At 50.8% G+C, this 24,333-nt stretch carries 23 protein-coding genes, 1 tRNA gene, 1 other RNA gene and 1 pseudogene; 8 read left to right on the top strand and 18 right to left on the bottom strand.

What is annotated here, in order from left to right; genetic code table 11:
• Positions 1 to 67: 67 nt before the first annotated feature.
• On the bottom strand, positions 68 to 244 hold the full coding sequence (locus tag GC128_RS22965; RefSeq protein ID WP_193216228.1) for a hypothetical protein: 177 nt from the start codon (positions 242 to 244) through the stop codon (positions 68 to 70).
• On the opposite strand from GC128_RS22965, the pseudogene GC128_RS23085 reads away from it, so the two are divergent.
• Positions 226 to 429: pseudogene (locus GC128_RS23085) on the top strand (toxin-antitoxin system HicB family antitoxin). The gene GC128_RS22965 and the pseudogene GC128_RS23085 overlap by 19 nt on opposite strands.
• A gap of 63 nt (positions 430 to 492) precedes the next feature.
• Here GC128_RS23085 and dppF read toward each other — a convergent pair.
• The 8 genes from dppF to eptB form a co-directional block, all read right to left on the bottom strand.
• A complete protein-coding gene (gene dppF / locus GC128_RS08075) occupies positions 493 to 1,497 on the bottom strand; it encodes a dipeptide ABC transporter ATP-binding subunit DppF (RefSeq protein ID WP_151993871.1) in 1,005 nt (334 codons plus the stop codon).
• The gene (dppD, locus tag GC128_RS08080) at positions 1,494 to 2,477 is read right to left on the bottom strand and encodes a dipeptide ABC transporter ATP-binding protein (protein WP_064514762.1); all 984 of its coding nucleotides are present in this window, start codon (positions 2,475 to 2,477) and stop codon (positions 1,494 to 1,496) included. Before dppD ends, dppF begins: the two co-directional genes overlap by 4 nt.
• Before the next feature lie 11 nt (positions 2,478 to 2,488).
• Positions 2,489 to 3,391 carry a dipeptide ABC transporter permease DppC gene (dppC, locus tag GC128_RS08085; protein WP_151993872.1) on the bottom strand — a complete coding sequence of 301 codons (903 nt, stop codon included), beginning with the start codon at positions 3,389 to 3,391 and terminating at the stop codon, positions 2,489 to 2,491.
• A 9-nt stretch (positions 3,392 to 3,400) separates the two neighbouring features.
• The gene (gene dppB, locus GC128_RS08090; RefSeq protein ID WP_034460620.1) at positions 3,401 to 4,420 is read right to left on the bottom strand and encodes a dipeptide ABC transporter permease DppB; all 1,020 of its coding nucleotides are present in this window, start codon (positions 4,418 to 4,420) and stop codon (positions 3,401 to 3,403) included.
• 113 nt (positions 4,421 to 4,533) lie between these two features.
• Positions 4,534 to 6,141 carry a dipeptide ABC transporter periplasmic-binding protein DppA gene (gene dppA / locus GC128_RS08095; protein WP_064514767.1) on the bottom strand — a complete coding sequence of 536 codons (1,608 nt, stop codon included), beginning with the start codon at positions 6,139 to 6,141 and terminating at the stop codon, positions 4,534 to 4,536.
• 781 nt (positions 6,142 to 6,922) lie between these two features.
• Positions 6,923 to 7,036: non-coding RNA, RtT sRNA (locus tag GC128_RS08100), on the bottom strand.
• 35 nt (positions 7,037 to 7,071) lie between these two features.
• Positions 7,072 to 7,148, bottom strand: a tRNA-Pro gene (locus tag GC128_RS08105).
• A gap of 100 nt (positions 7,149 to 7,248) precedes the next feature.
• Complete coding sequence (gene eptB / locus GC128_RS08110; protein ID WP_151993873.1) at positions 7,249 to 8,934, bottom strand: kdo(2)-lipid A phosphoethanolamine 7''-transferase; 1,686 nt, start codon at positions 8,932 to 8,934, stop codon at positions 7,249 to 7,251.
• A gap of 268 nt (positions 8,935 to 9,202) precedes the next feature.
• Between eptB and GC128_RS08115 the strand changes: the two genes are divergently transcribed.
• Positions 9,203 to 9,787 carry an HD domain-containing protein gene (locus GC128_RS08115; RefSeq protein WP_151993874.1) on the top strand — a complete coding sequence of 195 codons (585 nt, stop codon included), beginning with the start codon at positions 9,203 to 9,205 and terminating at the stop codon, positions 9,785 to 9,787.
• Here the strand turns inward: GC128_RS08115 and GC128_RS08120 are convergent.
• Positions 9,778 to 10,980 (bottom strand): L-lactate MFS transporter, encoded by a 1,203-nt coding sequence (locus tag GC128_RS08120; protein ID WP_151993875.1) that lies wholly within the window; start codon positions 10,978 to 10,980, stop codon positions 9,778 to 9,780. The two genes, GC128_RS08115 and GC128_RS08120, sit on opposite strands and share 10 nt — an antisense overlap.
• 238 nt (positions 10,981 to 11,218) lie before the next feature.
• Positions 11,219 to 11,932, bottom strand: a complete 714-nt coding sequence (locus tag GC128_RS08125; RefSeq protein ID WP_151993876.1) for an autotransporter domain-containing protein — start codon at positions 11,930 to 11,932, stop codon at positions 11,219 to 11,221.
• Between the two features lie 170 nt (positions 11,933 to 12,102).
• Between GC128_RS08125 and tag the strand changes: the two genes are divergently transcribed.
• Positions 12,103 to 12,666: a DNA-3-methyladenine glycosylase I gene (gene tag, locus GC128_RS08130; protein WP_064514777.1), complete on the top strand. Its 564-nt coding sequence runs from the start codon at positions 12,103 to 12,105 to the stop codon at positions 12,664 to 12,666.
• Positions 12,663 to 13,103 carry an N-acetyltransferase gene (locus GC128_RS08135; RefSeq protein ID WP_151993877.1) on the top strand — a complete coding sequence of 147 codons (441 nt, stop codon included), beginning with the start codon at positions 12,663 to 12,665 and terminating at the stop codon, positions 13,101 to 13,103. Before tag ends, GC128_RS08135 begins: the two co-directional genes overlap by 4 nt.
• On the opposite strand, the gene GC128_RS08140 is transcribed toward GC128_RS08135, so the two are convergent.
• Positions 13,072 to 15,402, bottom strand: coding sequence for a molybdopterin guanine dinucleotide-containing S/N-oxide reductase (locus GC128_RS08140; protein WP_151993878.1), 2,331 nt, complete (start codon positions 15,400 to 15,402; stop codon positions 13,072 to 13,074). The two genes, GC128_RS08135 and GC128_RS08140, sit on opposite strands and share 32 nt — an antisense overlap.
• A gap of 166 nt (positions 15,403 to 15,568) precedes the next feature.
• Between GC128_RS08140 and GC128_RS08145 the strand changes: the two genes are divergently transcribed.
• Positions 15,569 to 16,231 carry an OmpA family lipoprotein gene (locus tag GC128_RS08145; RefSeq protein ID WP_034460637.1) on the top strand — a complete coding sequence of 221 codons (663 nt, stop codon included), beginning with the start codon at positions 15,569 to 15,571 and terminating at the stop codon, positions 16,229 to 16,231.
• 57 nt (positions 16,232 to 16,288) lie between these two features.
• On the opposite strand, the gene GC128_RS08150 is transcribed toward GC128_RS08145, so the two are convergent.
• Positions 16,289 to 16,906: a hypothetical protein gene (locus GC128_RS08150; RefSeq protein ID WP_151993879.1), complete on the bottom strand. Its 618-nt coding sequence runs from the start codon at positions 16,904 to 16,906 to the stop codon at positions 16,289 to 16,291.
• Between the two features lie 199 nt (positions 16,907 to 17,105).
• Here GC128_RS08150 and GC128_RS08155 point away from each other — a divergent pair, with 199 nt between their 5' ends.
• Positions 17,106 to 17,402 (top strand): hypothetical protein, encoded by a 297-nt coding sequence (locus GC128_RS08155; RefSeq protein WP_151993880.1) that lies wholly within the window; start codon positions 17,106 to 17,108, stop codon positions 17,400 to 17,402.
• Between the two features lie 83 nt (positions 17,403 to 17,485).
• Here GC128_RS08155 and GC128_RS08160 read toward each other — a convergent pair whose 3' ends face one another.
• The gene (locus GC128_RS08160) at positions 17,486 to 17,833 is read right to left on the bottom strand and encodes a DUF6404 family protein (protein ID WP_151993881.1); all 348 of its coding nucleotides are present in this window, start codon (positions 17,831 to 17,833) and stop codon (positions 17,486 to 17,488) included.
• Positions 17,834 to 18,089: 256 nt separating this feature from the next.
• Between GC128_RS08160 and emrD the strand changes: the two genes are divergently transcribed.
• The gene (gene emrD / locus GC128_RS08165) at positions 18,090 to 19,274 is read left to right on the top strand and encodes a multidrug efflux MFS transporter EmrD (protein WP_151993882.1); all 1,185 of its coding nucleotides are present in this window, start codon (positions 18,090 to 18,092) and stop codon (positions 19,272 to 19,274) included.
• A gap of 73 nt (positions 19,275 to 19,347) precedes the next feature.
• Here the strand turns inward: emrD and GC128_RS08170 are convergent, their stop codons facing one another.
• The 4 genes from GC128_RS08170 to dsdC form a co-directional block, all read right to left on the bottom strand.
• Entirely contained in the window at positions 19,348 to 20,070 is a 723-nt protein-coding gene (locus GC128_RS08170; RefSeq protein WP_151993940.1) for an amino acid ABC transporter ATP-binding protein, read from the bottom strand.
• Positions 20,057 to 20,821, bottom strand: a complete 765-nt coding sequence (locus tag GC128_RS08175; RefSeq protein ID WP_151993883.1) for an amino acid ABC transporter permease — start codon at positions 20,819 to 20,821, stop codon at positions 20,057 to 20,059. The genes GC128_RS08170 and GC128_RS08175 overlap by 14 nt, the downstream gene beginning before the upstream one ends.
• Positions 20,822 to 20,923: 102 nt before the next feature.
• Positions 20,924 to 21,661 carry a basic amino acid ABC transporter substrate-binding protein gene (locus tag GC128_RS08180; RefSeq protein WP_370645074.1) on the bottom strand — a complete coding sequence of 246 codons (738 nt, stop codon included), beginning with the start codon at positions 21,659 to 21,661 and terminating at the stop codon, positions 20,924 to 20,926.
• 185 nt (positions 21,662 to 21,846) lie between these two features.
• Positions 21,847 to 22,770, bottom strand: a complete 924-nt coding sequence (gene dsdC, locus GC128_RS08185) for a DNA-binding transcriptional regulator DsdC (protein ID WP_034460646.1) — start codon at positions 22,768 to 22,770, stop codon at positions 21,847 to 21,849.
• 225 nt (positions 22,771 to 22,995) lie between these two features.
• Between dsdC and dsdX the strand changes: the two genes are divergently transcribed.
• On the top strand, positions 22,996 to 24,333 hold the full coding sequence (gene dsdX, locus GC128_RS08190) for a D-serine transporter DsdX (RefSeq protein ID WP_151993885.1): 1,338 nt from the start codon (positions 22,996 to 22,998) through the stop codon (positions 24,331 to 24,333).

The following is a 24,333-nucleotide window of genomic DNA, read 5'->3' on the forward strand; positions in this document are numbered from 1 at the left end:
CGTTAAACTCCGGAGCTCTCGCTGCGGTGTAGGGTGGCAAGCCGTAACGATTCCCACCCCATAAAACCTAGTGGATCCCCGACACCGCCTCGCCGCTCATCATCACCAATCCAGATTCCGTACGAACAAAGCGCGGGGCGTTGAGCGTGACTTTCAACATCTCCAGCGCCGCAAGCAAACGGCCACACAGCGCCATACATTCGGTGTTGTTGTCGTTTTCGATGAATGCATCGATATGGAACAATCATCAAACGTGACAAAAAACCAAAAGACGTCGGCAAGTCCCCACATTTTAAAATCCGCATCGATCCCGCGTTACATAAACAGTTAGATGTATAAGCCGCAGAACAAGGCATGAGCCTGGCGAACTGGTTTAAGAATCTGGCGCGCGAAGAACTCAAGAAGAAAGGGATAGAGCCGAAAGGATAAACGCTGGTCACCCTCACCCCGGCCCTCTCCTGGGGGAGAGGGTTAGGGTGAGGGCGTCCTGAATTACCGAATTTCCCCGTTCTCATCCTGATCAACAGCGAAACACGCCACCAGTTGGCCGCCGTACTCTTTAAGCTGTGGCTGCAACTGCGTGCACGGCCCAAAGCGGCGGCGGCAGCGGGCGTTGAACGCGCAGCCCGGAGGCGGGTTCAATGGGCTTGGCAGTTCACCGGTGAGTTTGATGCGTTCGCGGCGGTCGTCCGGGTTCAGGCGTGGTGTGGCAGATAACAGTGCCTGAGTGTACGGGTGGCGCGGGTTAGAGAAGATCTGGTCTTTGGTGCCCTTCTCCACGCAGCGGCCTAAGTACATCACCATCACTTCGTCGGCGATGTGTTCCACCACAGACAAATCGTGGGAGATAAACACATACGACAGCCCCATTTCCTGCTGCAAATCCATCATCAGGTTCAGAACCTGCGCACGAACGGAAACGTCGAGCGCCGAAACCGGTTCATCGGCGATCACCACGTCCGGATCGAGCATCAAGCCACGGGCGATAGCGATACGCTGGCGCTGGCCGCCGGAGAACATATGCGGATAGCGGTCGTAATGTTCGGTTTTCAGGCCGACTTTCGCCATCATCGCCAGCGATTTTTCACGGCGTTCGGCTTTGCTCAGGCTGGTGTTGATTTGCAGTGGCTCTTCAAGAATTTGCCCCACTTTTTTACGTGGATTCAGCGAGCCGTACGGATTCTGGAACACAATCTGGATTTTCTGGCGACGCAGCTTTTCAGCTGTTTCATCAGGCTTGAGCAGATCCTGGCCCTGATAATACAGTTCACCACCAGTCGGGATTTCGATCATCGTCAGCAGGCGGCCCAGCGTGGATTTACCACAGCCCGATTCGCCCACTACCGCCAGCGTTTTGCCGCGTTCGAGTTCAAACGAAACGCCATCCAGCGCTTTTACCAGGCGTTCCTGGCCGAAAAAGCCTTTCTTCACCGGGTAGTGTTTTTTCAGGTCGATGGCCTGCAACAGAGGTTGCGCAGTGGCCTTATCGGTACTCATAGCGTTGGCCTCCCGGCATCATCGAGTGGGAAGTGGCATTTGGACTGACGCCCGTTATCCACCATATTCAGTTCTGGCTCTATGCTGCGACATTTGTCGGTGGCATACGGGCAGCGTGGGTTGAGCAGGCAGCCGTTCGGACGGTCGTACTTACCCGGAACCACGCCCGGCAACGAGGCCAGGCGCGCTTTGTCCTGCGCAAATTCAGGCAGCGCTCGCAGCAACGCCTGAGTGTACGGGTGACGCGGCGCACGGAAGATATCTTGCGATGCCCCTGTTTCCACCACTTGTCCGGCGTACATCACGATGATTTTGTGTGCCGCTTCAGCCACCAGCGCGAGGTCATGGGTGATAAGAATCAGAGCCATGTTCTCTTTTTGCTGGAGTTCCAGTAACAGTTCGATGATTTGCGCCTGGATGGTCACGTCCAGTGCGGTGGTTGGTTCATCAGCAATCAGCAGTTTTGGACGACAGGCAATCGCCATCGCGATCATTACACGCTGGCTCATACCGCCGGAAAGCTGGTGCGGGTAAACGTCCAGACGCGAAGCCGCATCGGGAATACCCACCAGGTTCAGCAGGTCGATAGCACGCTGAACACGGGTTTTCTTGTTGCCGCCCTGGTGCACCTTGATAGCTTCCATAATCTGGAAACCGACGGTGTAGCAAGGGTTGAGGCTGGTCATCGGGTCCTGGAAGATCATCGCCACTTCGGCGCCGACCAGGTTACGACGCTCTTTCTCAGAAATCTTTTGCAGATCCTGGCCGTTAAATTCCAGTTTTTCGGCCATTACGCGGCCAGGGTAATCAATCAGCCCCATAATCGCCAGCGAGCTTACCGATTTACCGGAACCTGATTCCCCAACGATACCGACAACTTCGCCCTGATTTACACTGTAACTCACGCGGTCTACGGCACGGAACGGTGTCTTTTCGTCGCCGAAATGCACCGATAATTTATTTACATTCAATAACGCCATTACGTAGCCCTTTACTGCTTGAGTTTAGGATCGAGCGCGTCACGCAGCCCGTCACCCATCAGGTTAAATGCCAGCACCGTCAGCAGGATGGCGACACCCGGGAAGGTAACCACCCACCAGGCACTTTGTGCGAACTGCAACACGTCGGAGAGCATGGTGCCCCACTCCGGTGTTGGCGGTTGCGCACCCATGCCCAGGAAGCCGAGAGCGGCCATATCGAGAATGGCGTTAGAGAAGCCAAGCGAGGCCTGCACAATCAGCGGTGCCAGGCAGTTTGGCAGAATGTTGATGAACATCTGGCGCATCGGGCTTGCACCCGCCACGCGAGAGGCCGTCACATAGTCGCGGTTCACTTCCACCAGCACCGCGCCGCGCGTCAATCGCACATAGTGCGGCAGCGCAACGAAGGTTAAGGCAAGCGAGGCGTTGACAATCGACGGGCCGAAGATTGCCACCAATACCAGCGCCAACAGCAGGCTTGGCAATGCCAGCATGATGTCGACAACACGCATGATGATGTTGTCGATAAGGCCGCCGAAGTAGCCCGCAACCAGGCCGAGGACGACGCCCATGACCAGCGACAGCACCACCACCAGGCAGCCGACCAACAGCGACAGACGCGCGCCGTACATCAGGCGAGCCATGATGTCGCGGCCTACGTCGTCAGTACCAAGCAGGAACTGCCAGCTACCACCATCCTGCCAGACCGGAGGGTGCAGCAACGAGTCACGGAACTGTTCTGCCGGGCCGTGTGGCGCGAGAACGTTGGCGAATATGGCGATCAAGATCATCGCGGTGACATACACCAGACCGATGACCGCCCCTTTGTTACGTTTAAAGTAGTGCCAGAATTCCTGGAATGGCGTCATTGGAACTGGCGCCGCTACCACTTTGTTTTCAGTTAATTGCGTCATGATGGCCCCTTATTTCTTATGGCGTATACGCGGGTTCACCACGCCGTACAGTAAGTCGACGATCAGGTTCACGAGGATAATCATCGTCGCGACCAACAATACGCCGCCCTGCACTACCGGGTAGTCACGACGTTGCAATGCATCAATCAGCCAGCGGCCAAGGCCCGGCCAGGAGAAGATGGTTTCCGTCAGAATTGCACCAGCCAACAAGGTACCGACCTGCAGGCCGATAACCGTCACAACTGGCAGCATAGCGTTGCGCAGAGCATGAACCACGATGACGCGCATACGCGTCAGGCCTTTAGCGCGGGCGGTACGGATGTAGTCCTCACCGAGCACTTCCAGCATTGAAGAACGGGTCATACGCACGATAACCGCCAGCGGGATCGTACCGAGCACCACGGCTGGCAATATCATATGCATCACTGCATCGATGAAGTCGCCCGGCTCACCCCATATGGCGGTGTCTATCAGCATAAAACCGGTGAGGGGCAAGGTGTCGTCGAGGAATACCGTATCGCTGACGCGCCCTGATACCGGGGTGAGGTTCCAGTAGACGGAAACCAGCATGATTAACATCATACCCCACCAGAAAATAGGCATTGAGTAGCCTGTCAGAGCAAGGCCCACTGAGGTGTGGTCAAACACGGAACCACGTTTAACCGCAGCCAGCACGCCAACCGGAATACCCACGGCAACGGCAAACAACATCGCGCAGACACCGAGTTCCATAGTCGCTTTAAAACGCGGTACGAACTCGTCCCACACAGGAAGACGGCTTTTTAACGAAATGCCCAAGTCGCCGTGCATCACGCCCCAAATATAATGGACGTATTGCTGCCACATAGGCTTGTCGAGGCCAAGTTCAGCCAACAACTGAGCATGACGTTCAGGAGAGATACCGCGCTCACCGGCCATAATCATCACCGGGTCACCGGGAATCATATGCACGAAGGCGAAGGTAAGAAGGGTAATACCGATAAAAGTGGGGATAACTAGCCCCAGACGTCGGAGGATGAACTGCAACATAACCCGGATTCTCTGTAGTGACTGAAAGCCTTGCAGCCTTCAGTCTGTATTGCTCACAAATCTTTCACCCTCTCCCCAGTGGGAGAGGGAATAAAGCACGCTACTGTTATTTATTATTCGACAGACACGTTCTCAAAGTGGTGTTTGCCCAATGGGTCAACCACATAACCTTTCACTTCTTTGCGCACAGGCTCGTATACCGTGGAGTGAGCAACGATCAGCGCCGGAGCCTGGTCATGCATCACTACCTGAGCTTGCTTGTACAGTTCGATACGCTTGTTGTGATCGTCAGTTGCACGCGCAGGTTGAATCAGGTCTTCAAACGGCTTGTAGCACCAGCGAGAGTAGTTAGAACCGTCTTTTGCTGCGGCACAGCTGAACAGCGTCGCGAAGAAGTTATCCGGGTCCCCATTGTCGCCAGTCCAGCCCATCATCACAGCCTGGTGTTCACCGGCTTTAGCGCGTTTCAGGTACTCGCCCCACTCGTAAGTTACGATTTTGGCGGTCACACCGACTTTCGCCCAGTCAGCCTGAATCATCTCAGCCATACGGCGAGCGTTCGGGTTGTACGGACGCTGTACTGGCATTGCCCACAGATCAACGGTGAAGCCGTCAGCGTGGCCGGATTCTTTCAGCAACGCTTTTGCTTTCTCAGGATCGTAGGTGTAATCCTTCACGTCATCGTTGTAGCCCCACATAGTTGGTGGGATCAGGTTTTTAGCCGCAGTACCTGCGCCTTGATAAACCGCTTTGATGATCGCTTCTTTGTTCACCGCGTAAGTCAGCGCCTGACGCACTTTCACGTCATCAAACGGTTTCTTCTCGGTGTTGAAGGACAAGTAACCCACGTTCAGGCCAGCCTGTTCCATCAAGTTGATGCTCTTGTCTTGCTTCATGCGAGCGATGTCAGCCGGGTTTGGATACGGCATAACCTGGCACTCGTTTTTCTGCAATTTGGCGTAACGCACGGAAGCATCAGGCGTAATGGAGAAGACCAGACGATCGATCTGCGGCTTGGTGCCCCAGTAGCCCGGGAACGCTTTGTACAGAATGCGAGAATCTTTCTGGTATTGCAGCAGCTGGAACGGACCGGTACCGATTGGGTTCAGGTCCGTTTTTTCCGGCGTGCCGGCTTTCATCATGTTGTCAGCATATTCTTTGGAAAGAATAGAGGCGAAGTCCATCGCGAGATCAGCCAGGAATGGCGACTCTGGACGAGTCAGCACGAACTGAACGGTATTGTCGTCCACTTTCTTAATTTCGCTGATCAGGTCAGATAAACCCATGCCTTCGAAGTATTCGTAGCTGCCGCCAGAAACTTTGTGGTACGGGTTGTTGGCATTTTTCTGACGATCAAATGAGAACACGACGTCATCTGCATTCAGATCGCGTGTTGGTTTGAAATCTTTGTTGTCCTGCCACTTCACACCTGAACGAAGGTGGAAGGTATAGGTTTTACCGTCTGCACTGACTTCCCATTTCTCAGCAAGGCCCGGAATAATTTCAGTGGTACCCGTTTTGAACTCGACCAAGCGGTTATAGATTGGCACTGAACTGGCATCGTAAGTTGTACCAGAGGTGAACAACTGCGGGTTAAAACCTTCTGGGGAACCTTCTGAGCAATACACCAGGGTTTTTGCCTGAACGCTAGCTGCTACGGTCAAGGCCACCAGGCTCAGACCAAACTTCAGCATCCCTGACTTCTTCAAGGAAAGACTCATTCTTCTGCTCCGTTGTGATGTTCCCTTTATCTTTCTTGCCACGGCTTTACAGGCTGCCTTTACTCACACCGATCGCTTACACAAGTAAGCTCACAATGATTTGTTCAGTTACCGCAGTGCTGCAGCAAGAAATAATTCGGGGACATATGTCGTGTTGTTTTTTCCGTTAGACCTTTGTTATTTGTGTGCGGTCCGTTCGGTATGCCCGGAGGCGGTAGTGAGGCCAGGTGTTCCTTTCGTCAGGCTAGCTGTGTGGTAGTGCGGACTGTCCATAATTTGCCCCTCACGCCCTACAATCTGTCAATAGATGAGTAAAACGTCAATATAGGTAACGGGGATTTACAACCGAGGTGAGAATCAGCGAACAAAGTTTAAAAAAAGCCAGCCGCTCTGTTTCCAGCAGGGAAATTTATGCTACTGCCATGTAGCCAGAATTATCCACTGATTAAAAGACGAGCGGGAGTGGTATGCAGTTGTGCTATTTCTGTAAAATTTCTTGCCAGATGCTGATTATCTGAACGATAAGTTTTGTGATCCACATCTCTTACAGCGAATCATGCTGGTATGAAACATAAGCAATGGCGTATTAACCCACGATTTTCCATAACAAAATACGATGGGAAATGTCACAAAAGCATATAAAGACAGATGTTGGACGATGAAGCGGATATTTTTGCAAGATTAGGGATTTAACGTGGGGCGGATGAGCGAGATGTCAGATGCGTGGCGGTAAACTACGGACGTAAAAAAACCCAACCTTGCGGTTGGGTTTTCTTGAATTTGGTCGGCGAGAGAGGATTATTCCCCTGCGGGCCGTTGCTGAAGCAACGTTGTCTCGCTGCGCTCGGCTCAAACCTCCTTCGGAGGTTCTCATCCTCTTCAAACTCCAGATGCAAAAAGACCAACCCGAAGGTTGGTCTTTTCTAAATTTGGTCGGCGAGAGAGGATTCGAACCTCCGACCCACTGGTCCCAAACCAGTTGCGCTACCAAGCTGCGCTACTCGCCGAATGCGGAGCGCATCTTACTGCGCACCGTTTTACCCGTCAATCCCTGAAACTGAAAATCTTGTCTGTTTGCTTTAAATTCCAGCACATGTGGCTAAAAAGTTACTGTGCGGCTTTCTTTTCCGGCACATGGCACCAGTTGTTGTTCTGGTTAATACCACCGTCTGGAGACGTGTAACCCAGGCAACCCATGATGGTGTCGTACAGTTCAACATGGCGATGCGGCACCTTCATTTTTGCCTGTTCCTGCATATGTGCAAACTCACGTGCGCGCTCCGGGTTTTCCAGATATTTATCAGATGCCCAAACCAGTAACGGCACACGGAACTGCTCAGGTGGTGCCATTTTACGTGGTGTACCGTGCAGGTGTTTGCGCTCGTCAATTGACTCGCCGTGGTCAGAAGCATAGAAAATAATTGCGCGCTTATCACGCAGCTCAGAAATCACTTGTTCAAGCACACTGTCGGTATACAGCACGGAGTTATCAAAAGCGTTAATCAGCTGCTCTTTGCTGCACTCTTTATCAATGCTGACGCACTCTGGAGTCCATTTCGCGTAGCTGCGTGGGTAACGTTGCACGTAAGAGAAGTGCGAGCCTTTGGTGTGCAGCACAATCAAATGCTTGCCGTTAGGATGCTGGTCTACAGAACGTTTCATCTCTTCGACCAGCAGCATGTCATCGACTTGCTTACCACGGTTACGCGGTTCAGCGGCAATCTGCTCACGGTAAGAGAAGTTATCTGCCATTGTGTTGCCGTAGAACCAGACTTCACTTTGCATCGCAAAAAGGTTTGAGCTGAAACCAAGCTGTTTAAGTACCGCAAAGACGTTCTGCTCTTTCAGAGTACGCTGCGGATTCTCTTCCGCACCGCCTTCACGCACGAACATACAACGCAGCGAAAGCTTAGTCGCGGTATCACAAGATTCACCTCTGAACGCGACCAGATTTTTCTCCTGGGCGAGTTTTGGTGTGGTGTCACGGTCATAACCCAGAATACCCATGTGATCCCAGCGAGTGGTTTCGCCAATCACAAACACAACATAGGTATCATCGAGCTCTTTTGGCGCGACATAAGTAAACTTCTTCGCTGGATTGAGCAACGAACTATTGTCGTTGGACTCATCAGCCTGAGCCCAGGCAAAAAGACCCAACGCTGAGACCCAGTTTGATGGCAGATAAGAGTTAGCCACCACGCCGCCGTAGCTTGGCATATCTACCGTGGAGCGTTTTTCTGTGCGATTTTGTTGTTTATCGAGTAAACGCAGTGGTGCCCAAACCATCAGTCCAGCCAACAGCACGATGGCCACGTTTTTGATGCGCTGACCTGGGGTTTTCAATTGGTTGAGCAAGGTATCGCGTGTTTTGCTTCCCCAGATAAGTACCAACGGAATAGCACTGACCAAAACCATCCACAATACGAATTGATAGCCGACAATTTCTTTCGAGAGGTCGATATCTGTGGTCATCACCGAAGCGATAATACCGTAGCCAATAACGACGTTAAGCAACGTCATGTAATAGCTGGCACCAACGGAACACAACACGATTAATGTAGCGAGGATTCGCCAGACGGTACGACCGAACAGGGATAACACGCGGAATAAAAAGAAAGTGACCAGAACGCAAGCCACAACCTCAGCAACCATGGAGAAACCTTTCAGGCGACTAAAGTCCTGAGCAAATCCCATGAAACGATTATAAAAAACCGAGAGGTTTAAAAATATGCCGATGTATACCGCTAACAGAAAACAGAGTTTCTGCTGGGTCATCGATTTAATGTAATTCATGCAGGTTGTCCGAAAAATAAAGCAAAAAGGAGATGTTATAAACATCACTCAGACTCCCCTTGGTGAAGAAAATTCTGAGCAATAAAAAATAGAGTCCGAATCAGGATGATTCTTAGCCAATTTTTGGCGCGGATTAGTAGAACATAGGGAGAGAAAAAAGTATCGGCAAAATTCGTGATTCACACGCTTGTTTACATATCTCATGCTGGCTCAACGCAGGTGGGTTATGGAACATATCAGGCAATATTGGTGATGCAGAGAGGTAGTTATGCTGTCTTTAGAAGAGCGCGCACGCCGATATGCAACGAAAGCTCATGCAGCTTGCGATCAGCGCCGCAAATATACTCTTGAGCCATATATCGTCCATCCAGCAGCCGTGGTGGAGATAGTCAGGAGCGTTTCTCCCATTGAGGAAGTGCTCGCGGCAGCCTGGTTGCACGACACTGTTGAGGACACCGGCACCACGCTTATCGACATTCAGGAGCACTTTGGCCCGGATGTGGCGACTTTGGTGGCAATGGTTACCAACCCTGAACAACTCCCCGGCACCAATCGCATGCATCGTAAACGTGCTCACTTCCTGCATACCGCCAACGCAAGCCAGGAAGCGCAAACCATCAAACTGGCTGACATCATCGATAACACGCGTGAAATTTTGCTCTACGACCCGCACTTTGCTCGAGTCTATTTGATAGAAAAACGTATTCAGTTGGCAGGGTTACAGCGGGGAAATGAGATTTTAAAAGCACAAGCGGAAGGCATTATAGAACAGGGAATTTCACAATTAATGATGCCGCCGTATAACGTCCCGGCGGCATGGTTTGCGGCATTAATGGCTCGCTATCAAGCGTGAGCTTCTTGATAAACTTCGCGCGCTGGAGTGCGGATGGTGGTGGAAATCGCCAGAGACAAAATCAGCAGGGCAAAGATGACGCAGAAGGTCACGTAGAAGCCGCCGAAGATAGAAGCGATAATCGAACCACAAATGCTGCCGATACCGAATCCTAAGTAAATCACACCGTAGTTTTTAGTCAGGTTATTCAGACCAAAGAACTCGCTCACCAGTGATGGGTAAACGGTGATGGTGCCGCCGAAGTTAAACGCTACACAGGCAATCGCTGCAAAGAAAGTCACTTCATTAAGTGGAGCGAACAACAGTGCAGCCATACCGACTAAAGAAATAACCTGACCGATAGTGATAACGCGGATACGAGCAATTTTATCGGACAGAATACCCAGCACCAGGCGGCCACTCAGGTTCGCAATTGCAATAACGGTTACCGCGTTTGCCGCAGACTCAGCAGTCAAATGCACCATGCCTTGTGCGATATCTTTTGCTACGCCGATAACATACAAACCACTCATGCAGGCAGTCAGGAACATGACAGCTAGCATCCAATACTGTGGTTTACGCATAGATTCTGCCAGGGTGTAATCTTTTTCAGCTACACCATTTGCGGTTTTAACTTCCTGTAATGGCGCATCTTTCATCAGTAATGAACCGAGAAGAATCATCACCATCGCCAAGCCACCCCAAATCATAAAGGTGCTTTCCAGGCCGACGGTCGCCAGCAAATGGCTGTCGATATATTTGAAGCCCAGGCTGCCGAGGCCGTAAGAGCCAATGGCAAATGCGGAAATCAGACCTTTACGCTCCGGGAACCATTTCACGCAGTTGGAGAGCGTTAACAGGTAACCTGCACCATCTGCCAGGCCCACCAGCACACCGGCACTCAACCACAGCATCAGCAAGTTATTGGAATGTGCGGTCAGGAAGAAGCCGACACCCAGCAGCACGCCAGCCGCCATCGTCACTTTACGAACGCCAAAACGTTCCTGCAATTTGCCCGCAACGGAAGAGGAAATCGCAAGTCCGAGGCTTAATAAACCAAAGGAGAATGCTACCTGGCTGATTGGCTCACCCAGTTTTTGCGACAGTGCGCTATTGAACAAGCTCCAGGTATAAACGGAACCCAGTGCAAACTGGGTAATGATGGTGCCGATCAGAGTTAACCAACGGGTACGGTTGTAGGTAGAATTATTCATGGCAGATGTCCGCAAAATTTAAGAGAAATCTTCTGCTGCCAAGAGTAACGAAGTGCATTTTATTCCAGGAGAAAAAGGCATGAAGTGCATTCAGGCCGGAATGAAATGCACCTGAGAGGGTATGAATGGCCTGGACGTTGATTCAAAAATGAATAACGTTAGTAGTTACTATCAATATAAGGTACGTAAACACTGATTATTAAATGTTAAATATATCAATTTAAGGTTACGTTAATGATCAAAAACGCGCACTGACGCCAACGTTATATATATATGCCTCACCCGTCGTTAATCCTTCGGCTTGCGACATAGAAGCAAACGCTGCCATATTTTTACCAATTGGCATATCGGCACCCACGGTCACATCCATCCAGCTCGCATCCTGACTCGTCACGACATTTGTTCGCAGTCCTGACTGTGCCTTCCAGAGATTTTCACCATATTGATGGTTATAGCTAACTTGGGCCCACGGGCGCAGATAGCCGACCGACGAATCCAGACGCCAACCCACAGTAGAGACACTGGCATGCCAGAGTTGATCGGTAAATTGCGCGGCAACAGCAGAGTCACCATATTCGTTGTAAATACTCGTGGATGAGCCATCCCAGCTGTATTTTGCTGTCGGGCCGGTTGTGATATTGCCAGGCAAAGAGATATTCCAGCCGATGCCCAAAAGTGAGGTATCAGCGCTAATATTATCGTTACCAGAAACGAGCATCAGCCCCTCCTGGTTTTGGGAGGTAAAAGAAGAATTAATCCTTTCTGCGAGAATATCGTTGTAGCTTGGTTGGCGATTACTGTCCCAAGTGTAACGATCCTGCGCTTCGCCCGAAGTTTCTTCGGCGACATATTCTTGTTGCCAGGCAAATACATTCGTAGCATGTGACAGGCAACACAAAGCCAGCACCGTGGAGAAAGTGACACGGCGACCACTGCGTATAATTTTGATCATCAAAACGACTCCAGAAAAGAGCCAAATCCGGCGATATTATTAGTCTTTTTGTCGGGCTTGCGGATAACCCCTAAATAACTCATGGTGTATCAAGATGGCCCTGAATTAACTATTGTCGCTTTATTTCGCACGTCAAGTTGGCACGAGAAATTTCATCAAAGGAGAAACGTATGCTGCGTTGTGGATGGGTATCCAATGACCCGCTCTATATCGAGTACCACGATAAGGAATGGGGTGTGCCGATGACTGACGGGCAACACCTGTTTGAGATGATTTGCCTTGAAGGACAACAGGCCGGTTTATCATGGATAACCGTGCTGAAAAAACGCGAAAACTACCGTCGCTGCTTTAAAAATTTCGATCCGCAGGCCGTGGCTTTACTGCAACCGGAAGATGTCGACGAACTGGTACAGGATGCCGGTATTATCCGTCATCGCGGGAAAATAGAAGCCATCATCAATAACGCGAAAGCGTATCTGGCGATGGAAGCCAACGGTGAGAAATTCCCGGAGTTTGTCTGGTCGTTTGTCGATAACCAGGCACAGATTACACAGGCGGCAACGCTTGCAGAAATCCCTACCACCACCCCCGCTTCCGACGCGTTATCAAAAGCGCTGAAAAAACGCGGCTTTAAGTTTGTGGGGTCAACCATTTGCTACTCATTTATGCAGGCCTGTGGACTGGTCAATGACCACGTCACCACTTGCTTCTGCCATCCCGATAATCTCAAATGATTCGCCGCCTACAGCCTGGTGAAATGGATGAACTGATTGAAATCTGGCTTGCCAGCACGATTCAGGCTCATCCATTTATTAGCGAAAATTACTGGCACGAAAGTGAGTCCATCGTACGGAATGTCTATATTCCGCAATCTGCGACCTGGGTTTATCTGCATCAGGGCAAAGTGGTGGGATTTATTAGCGTGCTGGATTCGCTATTTATTGGCGCACTGTTTGTTAGCGAACCTTTTATAGGCAAAGGAATGGGGCAAGCGTTGATGGAGCACGTCAAAGCGCTTTATCCCTCACTGAGCCTTGAGGTTTACCAGAAGAATCATCGGGCAGTACATTTCTACCATCACCAGGGCTTTCGCATTGAAGAAAGCGCCTGGCAAAACGAAACGCACCACCCGACATGGATTATGAGCTGGCAGGCGGAGCAAATGCTGTAACTTCCGGTACCGGGCCGAGATACTTTTCGGCCCACACCAGAGACGAGTTTGCAGCACAGCCATTTGCCAACCGCGAAGTCGGAATATCGAGCGTCAGCACATTTACCGCACCGTTTTTACACAGTTTTTCATCGTCTAAATCCGGCCATGCCCCCTGGTGAATACAGACCACTCCAGGCTTTATGCCTTCGGTTACCAGCGCACCCACCAGCACCTGCCCACGCGCATTCCAGACACGCACTAAATCACCATCCGCAATGCCACGTTCAGCCGCATCTTTTGGATGCAACGTTAACGGCTCACGCCCGGCAATGGCGTATTTGTCACGCAATGCCGCATAGTTGAGTTGGCTATGCAGGCGGTGTGCCGGATGAGATGAAAGCAGTTGAAGTTGGCCGGACTGCGCATTGCCTTGCCATTCGTCTGGCGCAAGCCAGGTCGGATGCGGAGGGCAATCAGCGTAACCAAAACTGGCAATACGCTCGGAATAAATTTCGATTTTCCCGCTTGGTGTTTTTAATGAATTAGCCTGCGGATCATGGCGGAAATCAGCGAAACGGATAAATCCGGCGTTCTTTTCACTTTCCGGCATTTCTATCAGTTGGTTAGCTTCCCAGAACTGTTTAAATTCCGGCAGTTCTACCTGCTGTGTCGCACCGCGCTTGCGCGCAATGTCATAGAACTCTTCCAGCCATTGCAGCTCGGTTTTTCCTTCACTAAAACGGGCTTCGCCGCCCTCTTCCCACAATGCACTGAGCTGGGCAAAAACATCGAAATCATTGCGCGCCTCCCCTTGTGGGGAAACGACCTGCTTCATCGGCACTAAATGCTGGTTACTGTAATCACCGGTCATCGTTAAATCATTGCGCTCAAACGATGTGGTGATCGGCAACACAATATCTGCGTGTTTTGCGGCCGCCGTCCAGAAGCATTCGGAAATAACGACCAACTCCGGTTTCTGCCAGGCTTTTATTAGACGATTGGTATCTTGATGGTGGGTAAAATTACCGCCTCCCGCCCACCAGAGCATGCGAATATCCGGGAATATTTTTTGCTGCCCGTTGTGCTGATACTCGCCACCTGGGTTTTCCAGCGCCTCAACAATGCGTGCCACCGGGATTTTCTCGACAGCATCTGTACCGTTTGCCACCGTTCCCTGCATTGAACCCAGCACCGCCGCGCGTCGCGTCGGGTTTCCGCCGTTCGCAAAGTGATAAGACAAACCAAAACCGCCGCCCGGCGTACCAATTTGCCCCAGCATCGCGGCAAGCGTGACCAGCATCCAGTGCTTTTGCTCGCCATACTGCTGGCGCTGCATCCCCCAGCCCGACATCAGCATGGTGCGATTGCGGCTAAACACCTGCGCCAGATATTCAATGGTTTGCACCGGCACACCACAAATCTTCGCTGCCCATTCGGCATTTTTCGGCTGGCCATCGGTTTCACCCGTCAGATAAGCGGCGAATTTTTCGTAGCCATGAGTACAGCTCGCCAGGAAGTCTGTGTCGTGCCAGCCGTGTTTAACCAGCGTATGCGCGATACCCAACATCAACGCGACATCAGTTCCCATATTTGGAGCAATCCACTGGGCATTTTCACCAAAAAAATCCACCGTTTCCGATCGCATCGGATCAATGGCGATCACGGTTTTACCGCTGTTTTTCAGTTGCTCAAAAAACTTCACGCCCTGTTCGTCGCTGGCGTTCCAGGCAATCTTTAGTGTGTTCAATGGGTTGGCACTCCAAAGCACCACCACATCGCTGTGCTCCAGCACCAGCGGCCAGCTGGTTTGCTGCTGATAAACCTCATTTGAGCCAACCACATACGGCATAATGACTTGTGCCGCACCGGTGGAGTAATCCCCCAAATGCCCGGTATAGCCACCCGCCAAATTCATATAACGCTGTAATAACGTAGACGCTTTATGAAGCACCCCATTGGAGCGCCAGCCGTAGGAACCCGCGAAAATAGACGCTGCTCCATAAGTCTTGCGAATGCGTTGGTGCTGCTGGTGAATCAACTGGAGCGCTTCATCCCAGCTGATACGCACATACTCATCTTCACCCCGCACACCTTGTGGTGCCTCGGGTGAGACAAGAAAACCTTTCCTGGCCATGGGATACTGCACACGAGCTTTACTGTGTACCTGGTCCGGAACTGCGCTTTGCAATGAATTCTCATGCCCGGTTTCCAATGCCCCTCTGGAAGCGAGAACTCGCTCTCCGTCAGTTTCAACGATCATCGGGCCCCAGTGTGCGGCAGTTAGAATTTTCTTGTTTGATGAGAATGCGTTAGCCAATTCGGGCTCCCTTATTTACAGGTGTTGTGCAGGTGGCGGCCTGATGGCCACTCAATATTTTGTTTACAAATTCAGACGACTCTATAGAAATTTCTACACATTCACACGGCATAATCAACCGCCGCTGAAGTCGCGGTTGAGTTATTAAATTCACAAAGGAAATGAGATGAAAAAACGCGTCATGATGATTGCCGCCATTGTTTGCGGCACGTTAGCAGTTTCTGGTTGTACTACGAACCCTTACACCGGCGAACGTGAAGCAGGGAAATCAGGCATTGGAGCCGGTATTGGCTCGCTGGTAGGCGCAGGCGTTGGCGCTCTCTCCTCATCGAAAAAAGATCGCGGCAAAGGCGCTTTGATTGGTGCCGCAGCAGGTGCTGCATTAGGTGGTGGCGTCGGTTATTACATGGATGTGCAGGAAGCGAAACTTCGCGAAAAAATGCAGGGAACGGGCGTGAGTGTGACGCGTAGTGGCGACAACATCGTGCTTAACATGCCAAACAATGTCACCTTCGACAGCAGCAGCGCAACACTGAAACCGGCTGGTGCGAATACCCTGACCGGAGTGGCAATGGTATTAAAAGAATACCCAAAAACTGCGGTTAATATCGTTGGTTACACTGACAGCACCGGCAGCCAGGAGCTGAACATGAAACTTTCCCAGCAGCGTGCAGATGGTGTGGGTAGCGCGCTGATTACACAAGGTGTGGCAGCAAACCGTGTGCGTACCACAGGTGCAGGCCCGGCGAATCCAATCGCCAGCAACAGCACGGCTGAAGGCAAAGCGCAGAACCGCCGCGTAGAAATTACGCTGAGCCCACTGTCTTAAGCATTGGATTTGGCTGTATCTCGCCCTGGCTCATTGCCAGGGCGAAAAACTCTGCATTTACATCGGCGGTGTCAGGCCATCTTTACCAGCGGATATACCGCGTGCAACTAACTGACCTTTATCATCTTTCGCGGTGTGTAAAACGACTTTAGTACCTGGTTTCAACAGTGATTTATCCGCTGGGGTAATCAGCACGACCGGAGCGTCATCCGGAACAATGACTGTTTTTTCCTGATCTTTAACCTTCACCGTCATCGTACGGCCATGACTATTAACCAGTTTTCCGACCGTACCGTTGGTCATGGTGTTTACATTGCCGTCGGCAGACTCAAAAGGGTTAAACCCTTCACCCGATCCCCGCAAGCTCGGCGCGAATACATGTACTTCTAACGCTTTCAGCGTGCCATCAGCCTGCTGCACCGCCGCTGTGCCAATAAAACTATCAGGTTTGATATCACTTACTTTTGCCTCGCTGACGCTATTCACTTTAGTTTGATCGGTCAGTGCGATATCGAGCTTCTCCCCCTGCCGCGTGGTGATTTTGAGTGTATTACCATTCACAGCATCGATAATGCCACGCACCGGTCTGATAACATTTTCAGCTGCCGTCGCCATAGAACCAGCACTCAGCAGCAATGCGCTGAGCAGCAAAGCGGAAAAACAATGCTTAGTCATTTTTCTCTCCAGTATTCAGTTTATGAATCATTAGCAAGCTTATTAAGGGTAATTCGCAAATGAAAACCGGTGAGGAAAGTCGTTTGAAAGAGTGTGTTTAAACATTTCGCCAAATCGTGTGACGCCAGGCAGTCGCAGCTAAACTAACCATGATACGCTGCGTGAATACGCTTACCATCGTGCTGCTTCAGGAAGAGATATGGCTTACAAATTTGCTCTGATAGTGCTTATCCCACTTGCCATTATTGGCTGTTCATCGACTGATACCTCAGGCTATGACGGGCATAAAACCATTAGCCCGGCAGAGACTAACGAGGCATTAATCATGCGCTCGCAATATCCGGATCAGTATTATGGCCGTGAAAATTTAACTACGGAGCAGCGCAGAGAAATAAGTGAGAAAATGCGTGCAGACAGGCTGGAAGCACGAGGACGGCAGGATAACAGCACTGACAGTGGCGATGGCTTCGGGCAATCCGTTCCCCACGGGTTTTAGAACTCAGTCAATTTCAGAACCTACAAAAACAAAAAACCCCGCTGGTGAGGCGAGGTTTTTTGTTTTTGCTACTTTATAAAAAGCTATACATCTTCCCAGGCGGGCAATCTATAGAACCATCGACTCAAAGCATAATACACAGTCATTATTAAACCGAACGTGACTCCTGCTGACAGTATTTTTAACAACATAGCTTCGGCACTATCTCCATCATTCCTCCACTGCACAAACCACATAATTCCCCCCCACAGCACGCCAAAGTAGAGGCTGAAGTTCAGGAAAACTATGTAAAAAGGAACAAAATGTGGAGGCCGACACTTGAAATTAAAACGCCAGAGTAAATTGACATAGGGTGGAGCATAGGTGCTTTTCCACATGCCCGTTTTGGCAAGCAAATTGAGCGCACGCTGTTTCTTCGCTTTGAAATCCATCTCTACTCATCTCCTGGTAATAGTTTTTAACCTCAAGGATATATCTCGTCTTTGAGTGACACTGAGTCTCATCCCCCATTTCTGGCAACATAAATTGCCGTTCAGGCTTTACATGCTGCCAATTTATCTCTCATTCAAAAGGTGTCAGGCCATAGGGTTTCATCGTCTTTGTGTGGTAGATTCCTCTCGATTTTTTGGCACAGTCAGTTTTATAAACTGACAATTGGCATCAACACCCCAAATAACACCTGAGAAAATGAAAAAGTTAGCCAATATTCACCTGCTGATGATGTTGATTCTGCTGGTTGCTGTCGGGCAAATGACGCAAACCATTTATATCCCTTCAATTCCCGATATGGCTCACGACTTCGGCGTGCGCAACGGGGCAATTCAGCAAGTGATGGCGGCGTATTTGCTGACCTATGGCGTGTCACAGCTTATCTACGGGCCAATTTCAGACCGCATCGGCCGCCGCCCGGTCATTCTCACCGGTATGAGTATTTTCATCCTCGCCACACTTTGGGCTCTGTTCACCACTAATTTGACGGCTCTGGTGATTGCCAGTGCGTTGCAGGGAATGGGGACAGGAGTTGCAGGAGTGATGGCACGAACCATGCCGCGTGACCTTTACGAAGGTGCATCGCTCCGTTCTGCCAACAGTCTGCTGAATATGGGGATTCTGGTCAGCCCGCTATTGGCTCCGGTCATTGGGGGGATGCTTGATTCCGTATGGGGCTGGCGTGCTTGCTACGGCTTCTTGCTGGTGCTTTGCACCATTGTCGCCTTCTGCATGTTGCGCTGGTTACCTGAAACGCGCCCAGTTCAGGCTAAACCTCAACGACTGGTTGCGAGCTATAAAGCCTTACTAGGCAGCGGTTCGTTTAATTGTTATCTGCTGATGCTGGTCGGTGGATTGGCAGGCGTAGCCGTATTTGAAGCCTGTTCCGGTGTATTGATGGGCGGCGTTCTTGGGCTCAATGGCGTAGTGGTGAGTATTCTGTTTATTCTCCCTATCCCAGCAGCCTTCTTTGGCTCCTGGTATGCTGGCCGGGAGAATGCGCGCTTCTCTTCATTGATGTGGCAAGCCGTATTGAGCTGCCTGTTTGCCGGCATTTTGATGTGGATTCCAGGCTGGCTTGGAATTATGAATATCTGGACATTACTGGTGCCAGCCGCGCTGTTCTTCTTCGGTGCAGGGATGTTATTCCCACTGGCTACCAGCGGCGCAATGGAGCCGTTCCCATTCCTCGCAGGCACCGCCGGTGCGCTGGTTGGTGGGCTGCAAAATATCGGTTCTGGAGCGATGGCGTGGTTTTCTGCGTTGCTGCCACAAACCGGGCAATTCAGCCTCGGCATGTTGATGACCGCGATGGGTGTGATGATTTTGTTCTGCTGGCTTCCGCTGTCGCATAAGTTTCAGCGGCATGGTGAAGCAGTGTAATTTCCGCTCAACCCGAGCAGGTGAAACGCAAGCGTAGGTCGGGTAAGCGTAGCGCTACCCGACACTATCCAACTTAAAGCACTTTACTCAAAAACTCTTTGGTACGTGGGTTAGTAGGGTTGCTAAACAGCTGCGACGGTGGCCCCTGCTCCTGAATCACACCCTGATCAATAAACACCACGCGATCCGCCACTTCACGGGCAAACCCCATTTCGTGAGTGACGATAACCATTGTCATTCCTTCCAGAGCCAGCTGTTTCATCACGGCCAGGACTTCACCTACCAGTTCCGGGTCGAGTGCTGAAGTTGGCTCATCAAACAGAATGATCGACGGCTCCATTGCCAGCGCACGGGCAATCGCCACACGCTGTTGCTGCCCACCGGAAAGGCTTGACGGCCAGGCGTCGATTTTGTCTATCAACCCAACCTTTTGCAGCAACTTTTCCGCACGCGACACGGCTTCAGCCTTCGAAAAACCTTTAAGCGACATCGGCGCCATCGTCAGGTTTTCCAGCACTGTCATATGTGGGAACAGGTTGAAACGCTGGAACACCATGCCAATACTTTCGCGCAGCGTGTTGAGGTTAGTTTTTGGGTCGTGTACGGCAAAACCGTTCACCATTACCTCACCACCATCCGGCTTTTCCAGCGCATTCAGGCAGCGTAGAAAGGTACTCTTACCGGAACCGGACGGACCAATCACACACACCACTTCCTGTGGCGCGATATCACAGGAAATGCCGCGCAGCACATGGGTTTTGCCAAATTGTTTCTGTAAATCCTTAACGTGAATCACTTTTGCCAAACCTCTTTTCCATGTGTTGCACCATCAGCGAGAGCATGAACGTCAGCACCCAATACACCAGCGAGATCGTCAGGTACGGTTCCCAATAAGTCGCATAAGCGCCAGAGACGGTACGTGCAGCGTAGGCCAAATCTGCAAGGCCAATCGCTGAAGCCAGTGAAGAATCTTTCACAATGGCGATAGCGTTATTACCTAGCGGCGGCAGAATCCGGCGGAATGCCTGCGGCAAAATCACTTTGCGCATCGTTTTGCCCCAGCCCATACCTAAAGCGCGGGAAGCTTCCATCTGGCCTTTATCGATAGACTGAATACCCGCACGGAAAATCTCAGAGACATAAGCTCCGGCATTGAGGGTAATCGCCACCACGCACGAGAGAAATGCGCCATATTCAGAGCGCAGTGCACGGGCAAAATCGACTGACATCAGCCCACTGGTCACCAACATGCCATCACGCGGGTTGATAAACAGCGGCACCAGCGCAAAGTGAACCACCATGATTTGCACAAACAGTGGTGTGCCACGGAACGCACTCACGTAAACGCGCACCGGCCACTGCACCGCATAACGCAGCACGTGTTTCCACGGGCCATCTTCGGCATGCGCCATGCGGCCCAGACCAAGCAGCAAGCCCCATGTGGTGCCTAAAATAACGCAGATGATGGTGCACTTGATGGTCATGATCGCGCCTTGCATAAATAGCGGCGCGTATTCTGAGATTATCTCCCAGCGAAATCCGGTCATACCTGTCCTTGTTGGGGCCGAAACGGCCCCAAGTCATATACCCATTATCCTTCAAGCTGCAGGGGTGTTGGCTGCAACTCGAATGCTAACGGGTATCGCAAATTATTCAGCGGGAAGAGTTGGAACGTTGCTATCAAACCACGTGGAATAGATTTTTGCGTAGGTCCCGTCGGCGACGATTTTCTTCAGGCCTGCGTTGATTTTACCCAGTAGTTCCTGGTTATCTTTCGCTACGGCAATACCGAAATACTGGCGTTCGAATTTGTCATCTTTAACCGCTTTCAACGCTTTTTCCGGGTGAGATTTGATGTAGTACTTCACCACACCCACATCACCAACAGCCGCGTCTATGCCGTCTTCAGCAAGTTCTTGCAGCATCAGCGGCGTATTATCAAAGCGTTTGATATCAGTGCTGTTTTTACCCAGCGTGTCGGACACGACAGTATCGCCAGCGCTAGAGTTCACTACGCCAACTTTCTTACCTTTGAGCGCGTTAACGGAATCCACTTTGGAGTCATTAGGTACCACGATGGACTGCTCTGCCGGGAAGTATGGTGCGGAGAAATCAACCATCGCTTTGCGTTTATCGGTGATGGTGATGCCAGAAATAATGATGTCACGGTCGCCGGAGTTCAGCGTGGCAAAAATACCTTCCCACGGTGTATTAACCAGTTTGATATCAAAGCCTTCTGCTTTGGCGATAGCTTTGATGATATCGATATCAAAACCTTCCAGCTGTTTCTGGCTGTTTTCAAATTCAAATGGGCGGTATGTACCGCCAGAACCCACGACATAGGTTTGCTGTGCGGCATAAGCGGAAGAGACAACGGAGGACAACATGCACCCGGCGAAAACAACTGATTTAACTAATTTCCTGAACATTTTGCACTCCGAAAAGTTATTTAGTTATGCATTTAATTTGCATAAAAATACATAAATTGGCGGGAAGCATCAACTGAAAGTTACAACAGACTCATTTTTCGGAGTTCGTCCCGCATATGAAACAACGCCGTGACAGCACCAAATCAAACTTGTGATTGCAGCCAGTGAATAAACGCTTCAATTTTTGGCCATTGCCGCCCGGGTAGCGTAGTTGCGTAATAATGTTGATGGCATTTCAACGTCATATCACCAAATGGAGCAACTAACTCGCCGCGATCCAGGCGCTTTTGCACCAGCCTTTTTCGCCCCATTGCCACACCTATCTGGTTTACGGCGGCAATAACAGCTAAGTCTGAACGATCAAATCCAATGCCTGAAGATGAAGGTAAATCGATGGAAAAATGTTGCGCCCAGCTATGCCATTCGTCCGTGCCCGAATCGTTACTCCACGCCTGGCGGTCATGTAGCAGCGTACAGTTTCGTAAGAACTCTGGTTTATTATGCAATTCGAATCGCTGTGCATATTCCGGACTGCAAACCGGCAAGATGTCTTCATCCATCAGAAAATGATGGGTTAGCTGTGATGAAGGGGCATCGTCAAAATAAAGCGCCAGGTCGACTCCAGCACGTTGCAGATTCACGTTGTCGTTGCCAGTGAGAATGGTCAGTGAAATGGAAGGGTAGCGCCGCGTAAAATCACCCAAAATCGGCACCAGCCAACACTGAGCAATTGAAGGACGCGAATAAATAGTCAGCAAGCCCGACAGCTCCTGGTTTTTGATATCCAGGATCTCCTGATTTAACGTATCCAGCGATGATTTCAGCGCCCAAAAAACTCGTTTTCCTTCATGTGTTAACTCAACTTTACGGTGTGAACGCACAAACAGCTGGATCCCCAACTCCTGCTCAAGCTGATTAATCCGATGGCTGACCGCGCTCGAACTTAGCGAAAGCTCTGCCGCTGCCAGCGCGAAGGATTGATGCCGAGCTGCGACTTCAAATGTGTAGAGTTTTGATAGCTGCCAGCCGTTGAGCAGGCGGTTTCTGACTTCACGAATCGGGTCCATAGCGCTTTCCTGAAAGATAAATCATGGCGACATTGTAAAATACGCCCTCGAAAACGTCGTTTTAAGATGTGAAAAATCGAACCAACATCAATTTAACACCCCTAATTTCGACCTGAATCACTCTTTTGCCTCAATCTGGCTCATCTGAGATGCTATTTATATCGTTTGTCAGCCAGGAGCAATTTTTATCCAATAGCGGCAGATAAATCGCAGAGTGAGGTGGGTATGGAATCTCAGATTTGGGTTGTGGGAACGCTGCTCAGCAGCATAATTTTAATCGTCTTTACCATCGTAAAACTGAAGTTTCACCCTTTCCTCGCTTTGTTGCTGGCCAGTTTTTTTGTCGGCACCATGATGAGTATGAGCCCGCTGGATATGGTGAACGCCATTGAAAACGGCATTGGCAGCACGTTGGGCTTCCTCGCGGCGGTCATCGGCCTTGGCACGATTCTGGGCAAGATGATGGAAGTGTCAGGCGGCGCCGAGCGGATTGGCCTGGCGTTACAGCGCTGCCGATGGTTATCGGCTGATGTGATAATGGTGTTGGTTGGCTTGATTTGCGGTATCACGCTGTTTGTGGAGGTCGGTGTGGTGTTGCTGATTCCGCTGGCATTTTCTATCGCCAAAAAGACCAATACCTCTTTGCTGAAACTGGCTATTCCATTGTGTACTGCGTTAATGGCAGTGCATTGCGTGGTTCCGCCACACCCAGCGGCGATGTTTGTCACCAACAAACTGGGTGCGGATGTCGGCACAGTGATTGTGTATGGTTTACTGGTGGGCTTAACTGCATCACTAGTCGGCGGGCCACTGTTCCTGAAAATCGTCGGCAATCGTCTGCCGTTTAAAGCGGTCCCTGCTGAATTTTCTGACCTGAAAGTTCGTAACGAAGAAACGCTGCCTTCATTAGGCGCGACGCTGTTTACGATTTTACTGCCGATTGGTCTGATGCTGGTCAAAACCCTCGCTGAGCTGAATATGGCGAAAGGCGGGGCGTTGTACACCGTGCTGGAATTTATCGGTAACCCAATAACAGCCATGTTTATTGCGGTGTTTGTCGCCTATTACGTGCTTGGATTACGCCAGCATATCGGCATGAGCCAACTGTTAACCCATACCGAGAATGGCTTTGGTTCTATCGCCAACATTTTGCTGATTATCGGTGCGGGCGGTGCGTTTAACGCCATTCTGAAAACCAGTGGCCTGGCAGATTCGCTGGCGGTGTTGCTCTCCAATTTGCACATGCACCCGATTTTACTGGCATGGCTGGTCGCCCTGATTTTGCATGCGGCTGTAGGCTCTGCAACAGTGGCAATGATGGGCGCAACCGCTATTGTGGCACCGATGCTGCCGCTTTATCCCAACGTCAGCCCGGAAATTATCACCATTGCTATTGGCTCCGGCGCAATTGGCTGCACCATCGTCACGGACTCACTGTTCTGGCTGGTGAAGCAATATTGCGGCGCAACGCTTAACGAAACATTCAAATACTATACAACGGCGACTTTTATCGCCTCTCTGTTAGCACTGGGCGCGACGTTCCTGCTTTCCTTTATCATCTAA

The organism is Buttiauxella massiliensis (assembly GCF_902500225.1).
Taxonomy (GTDB): domain Bacteria; phylum Pseudomonadota; class Gammaproteobacteria; order Enterobacterales; family Enterobacteriaceae; genus Buttiauxella; species Buttiauxella massiliensis.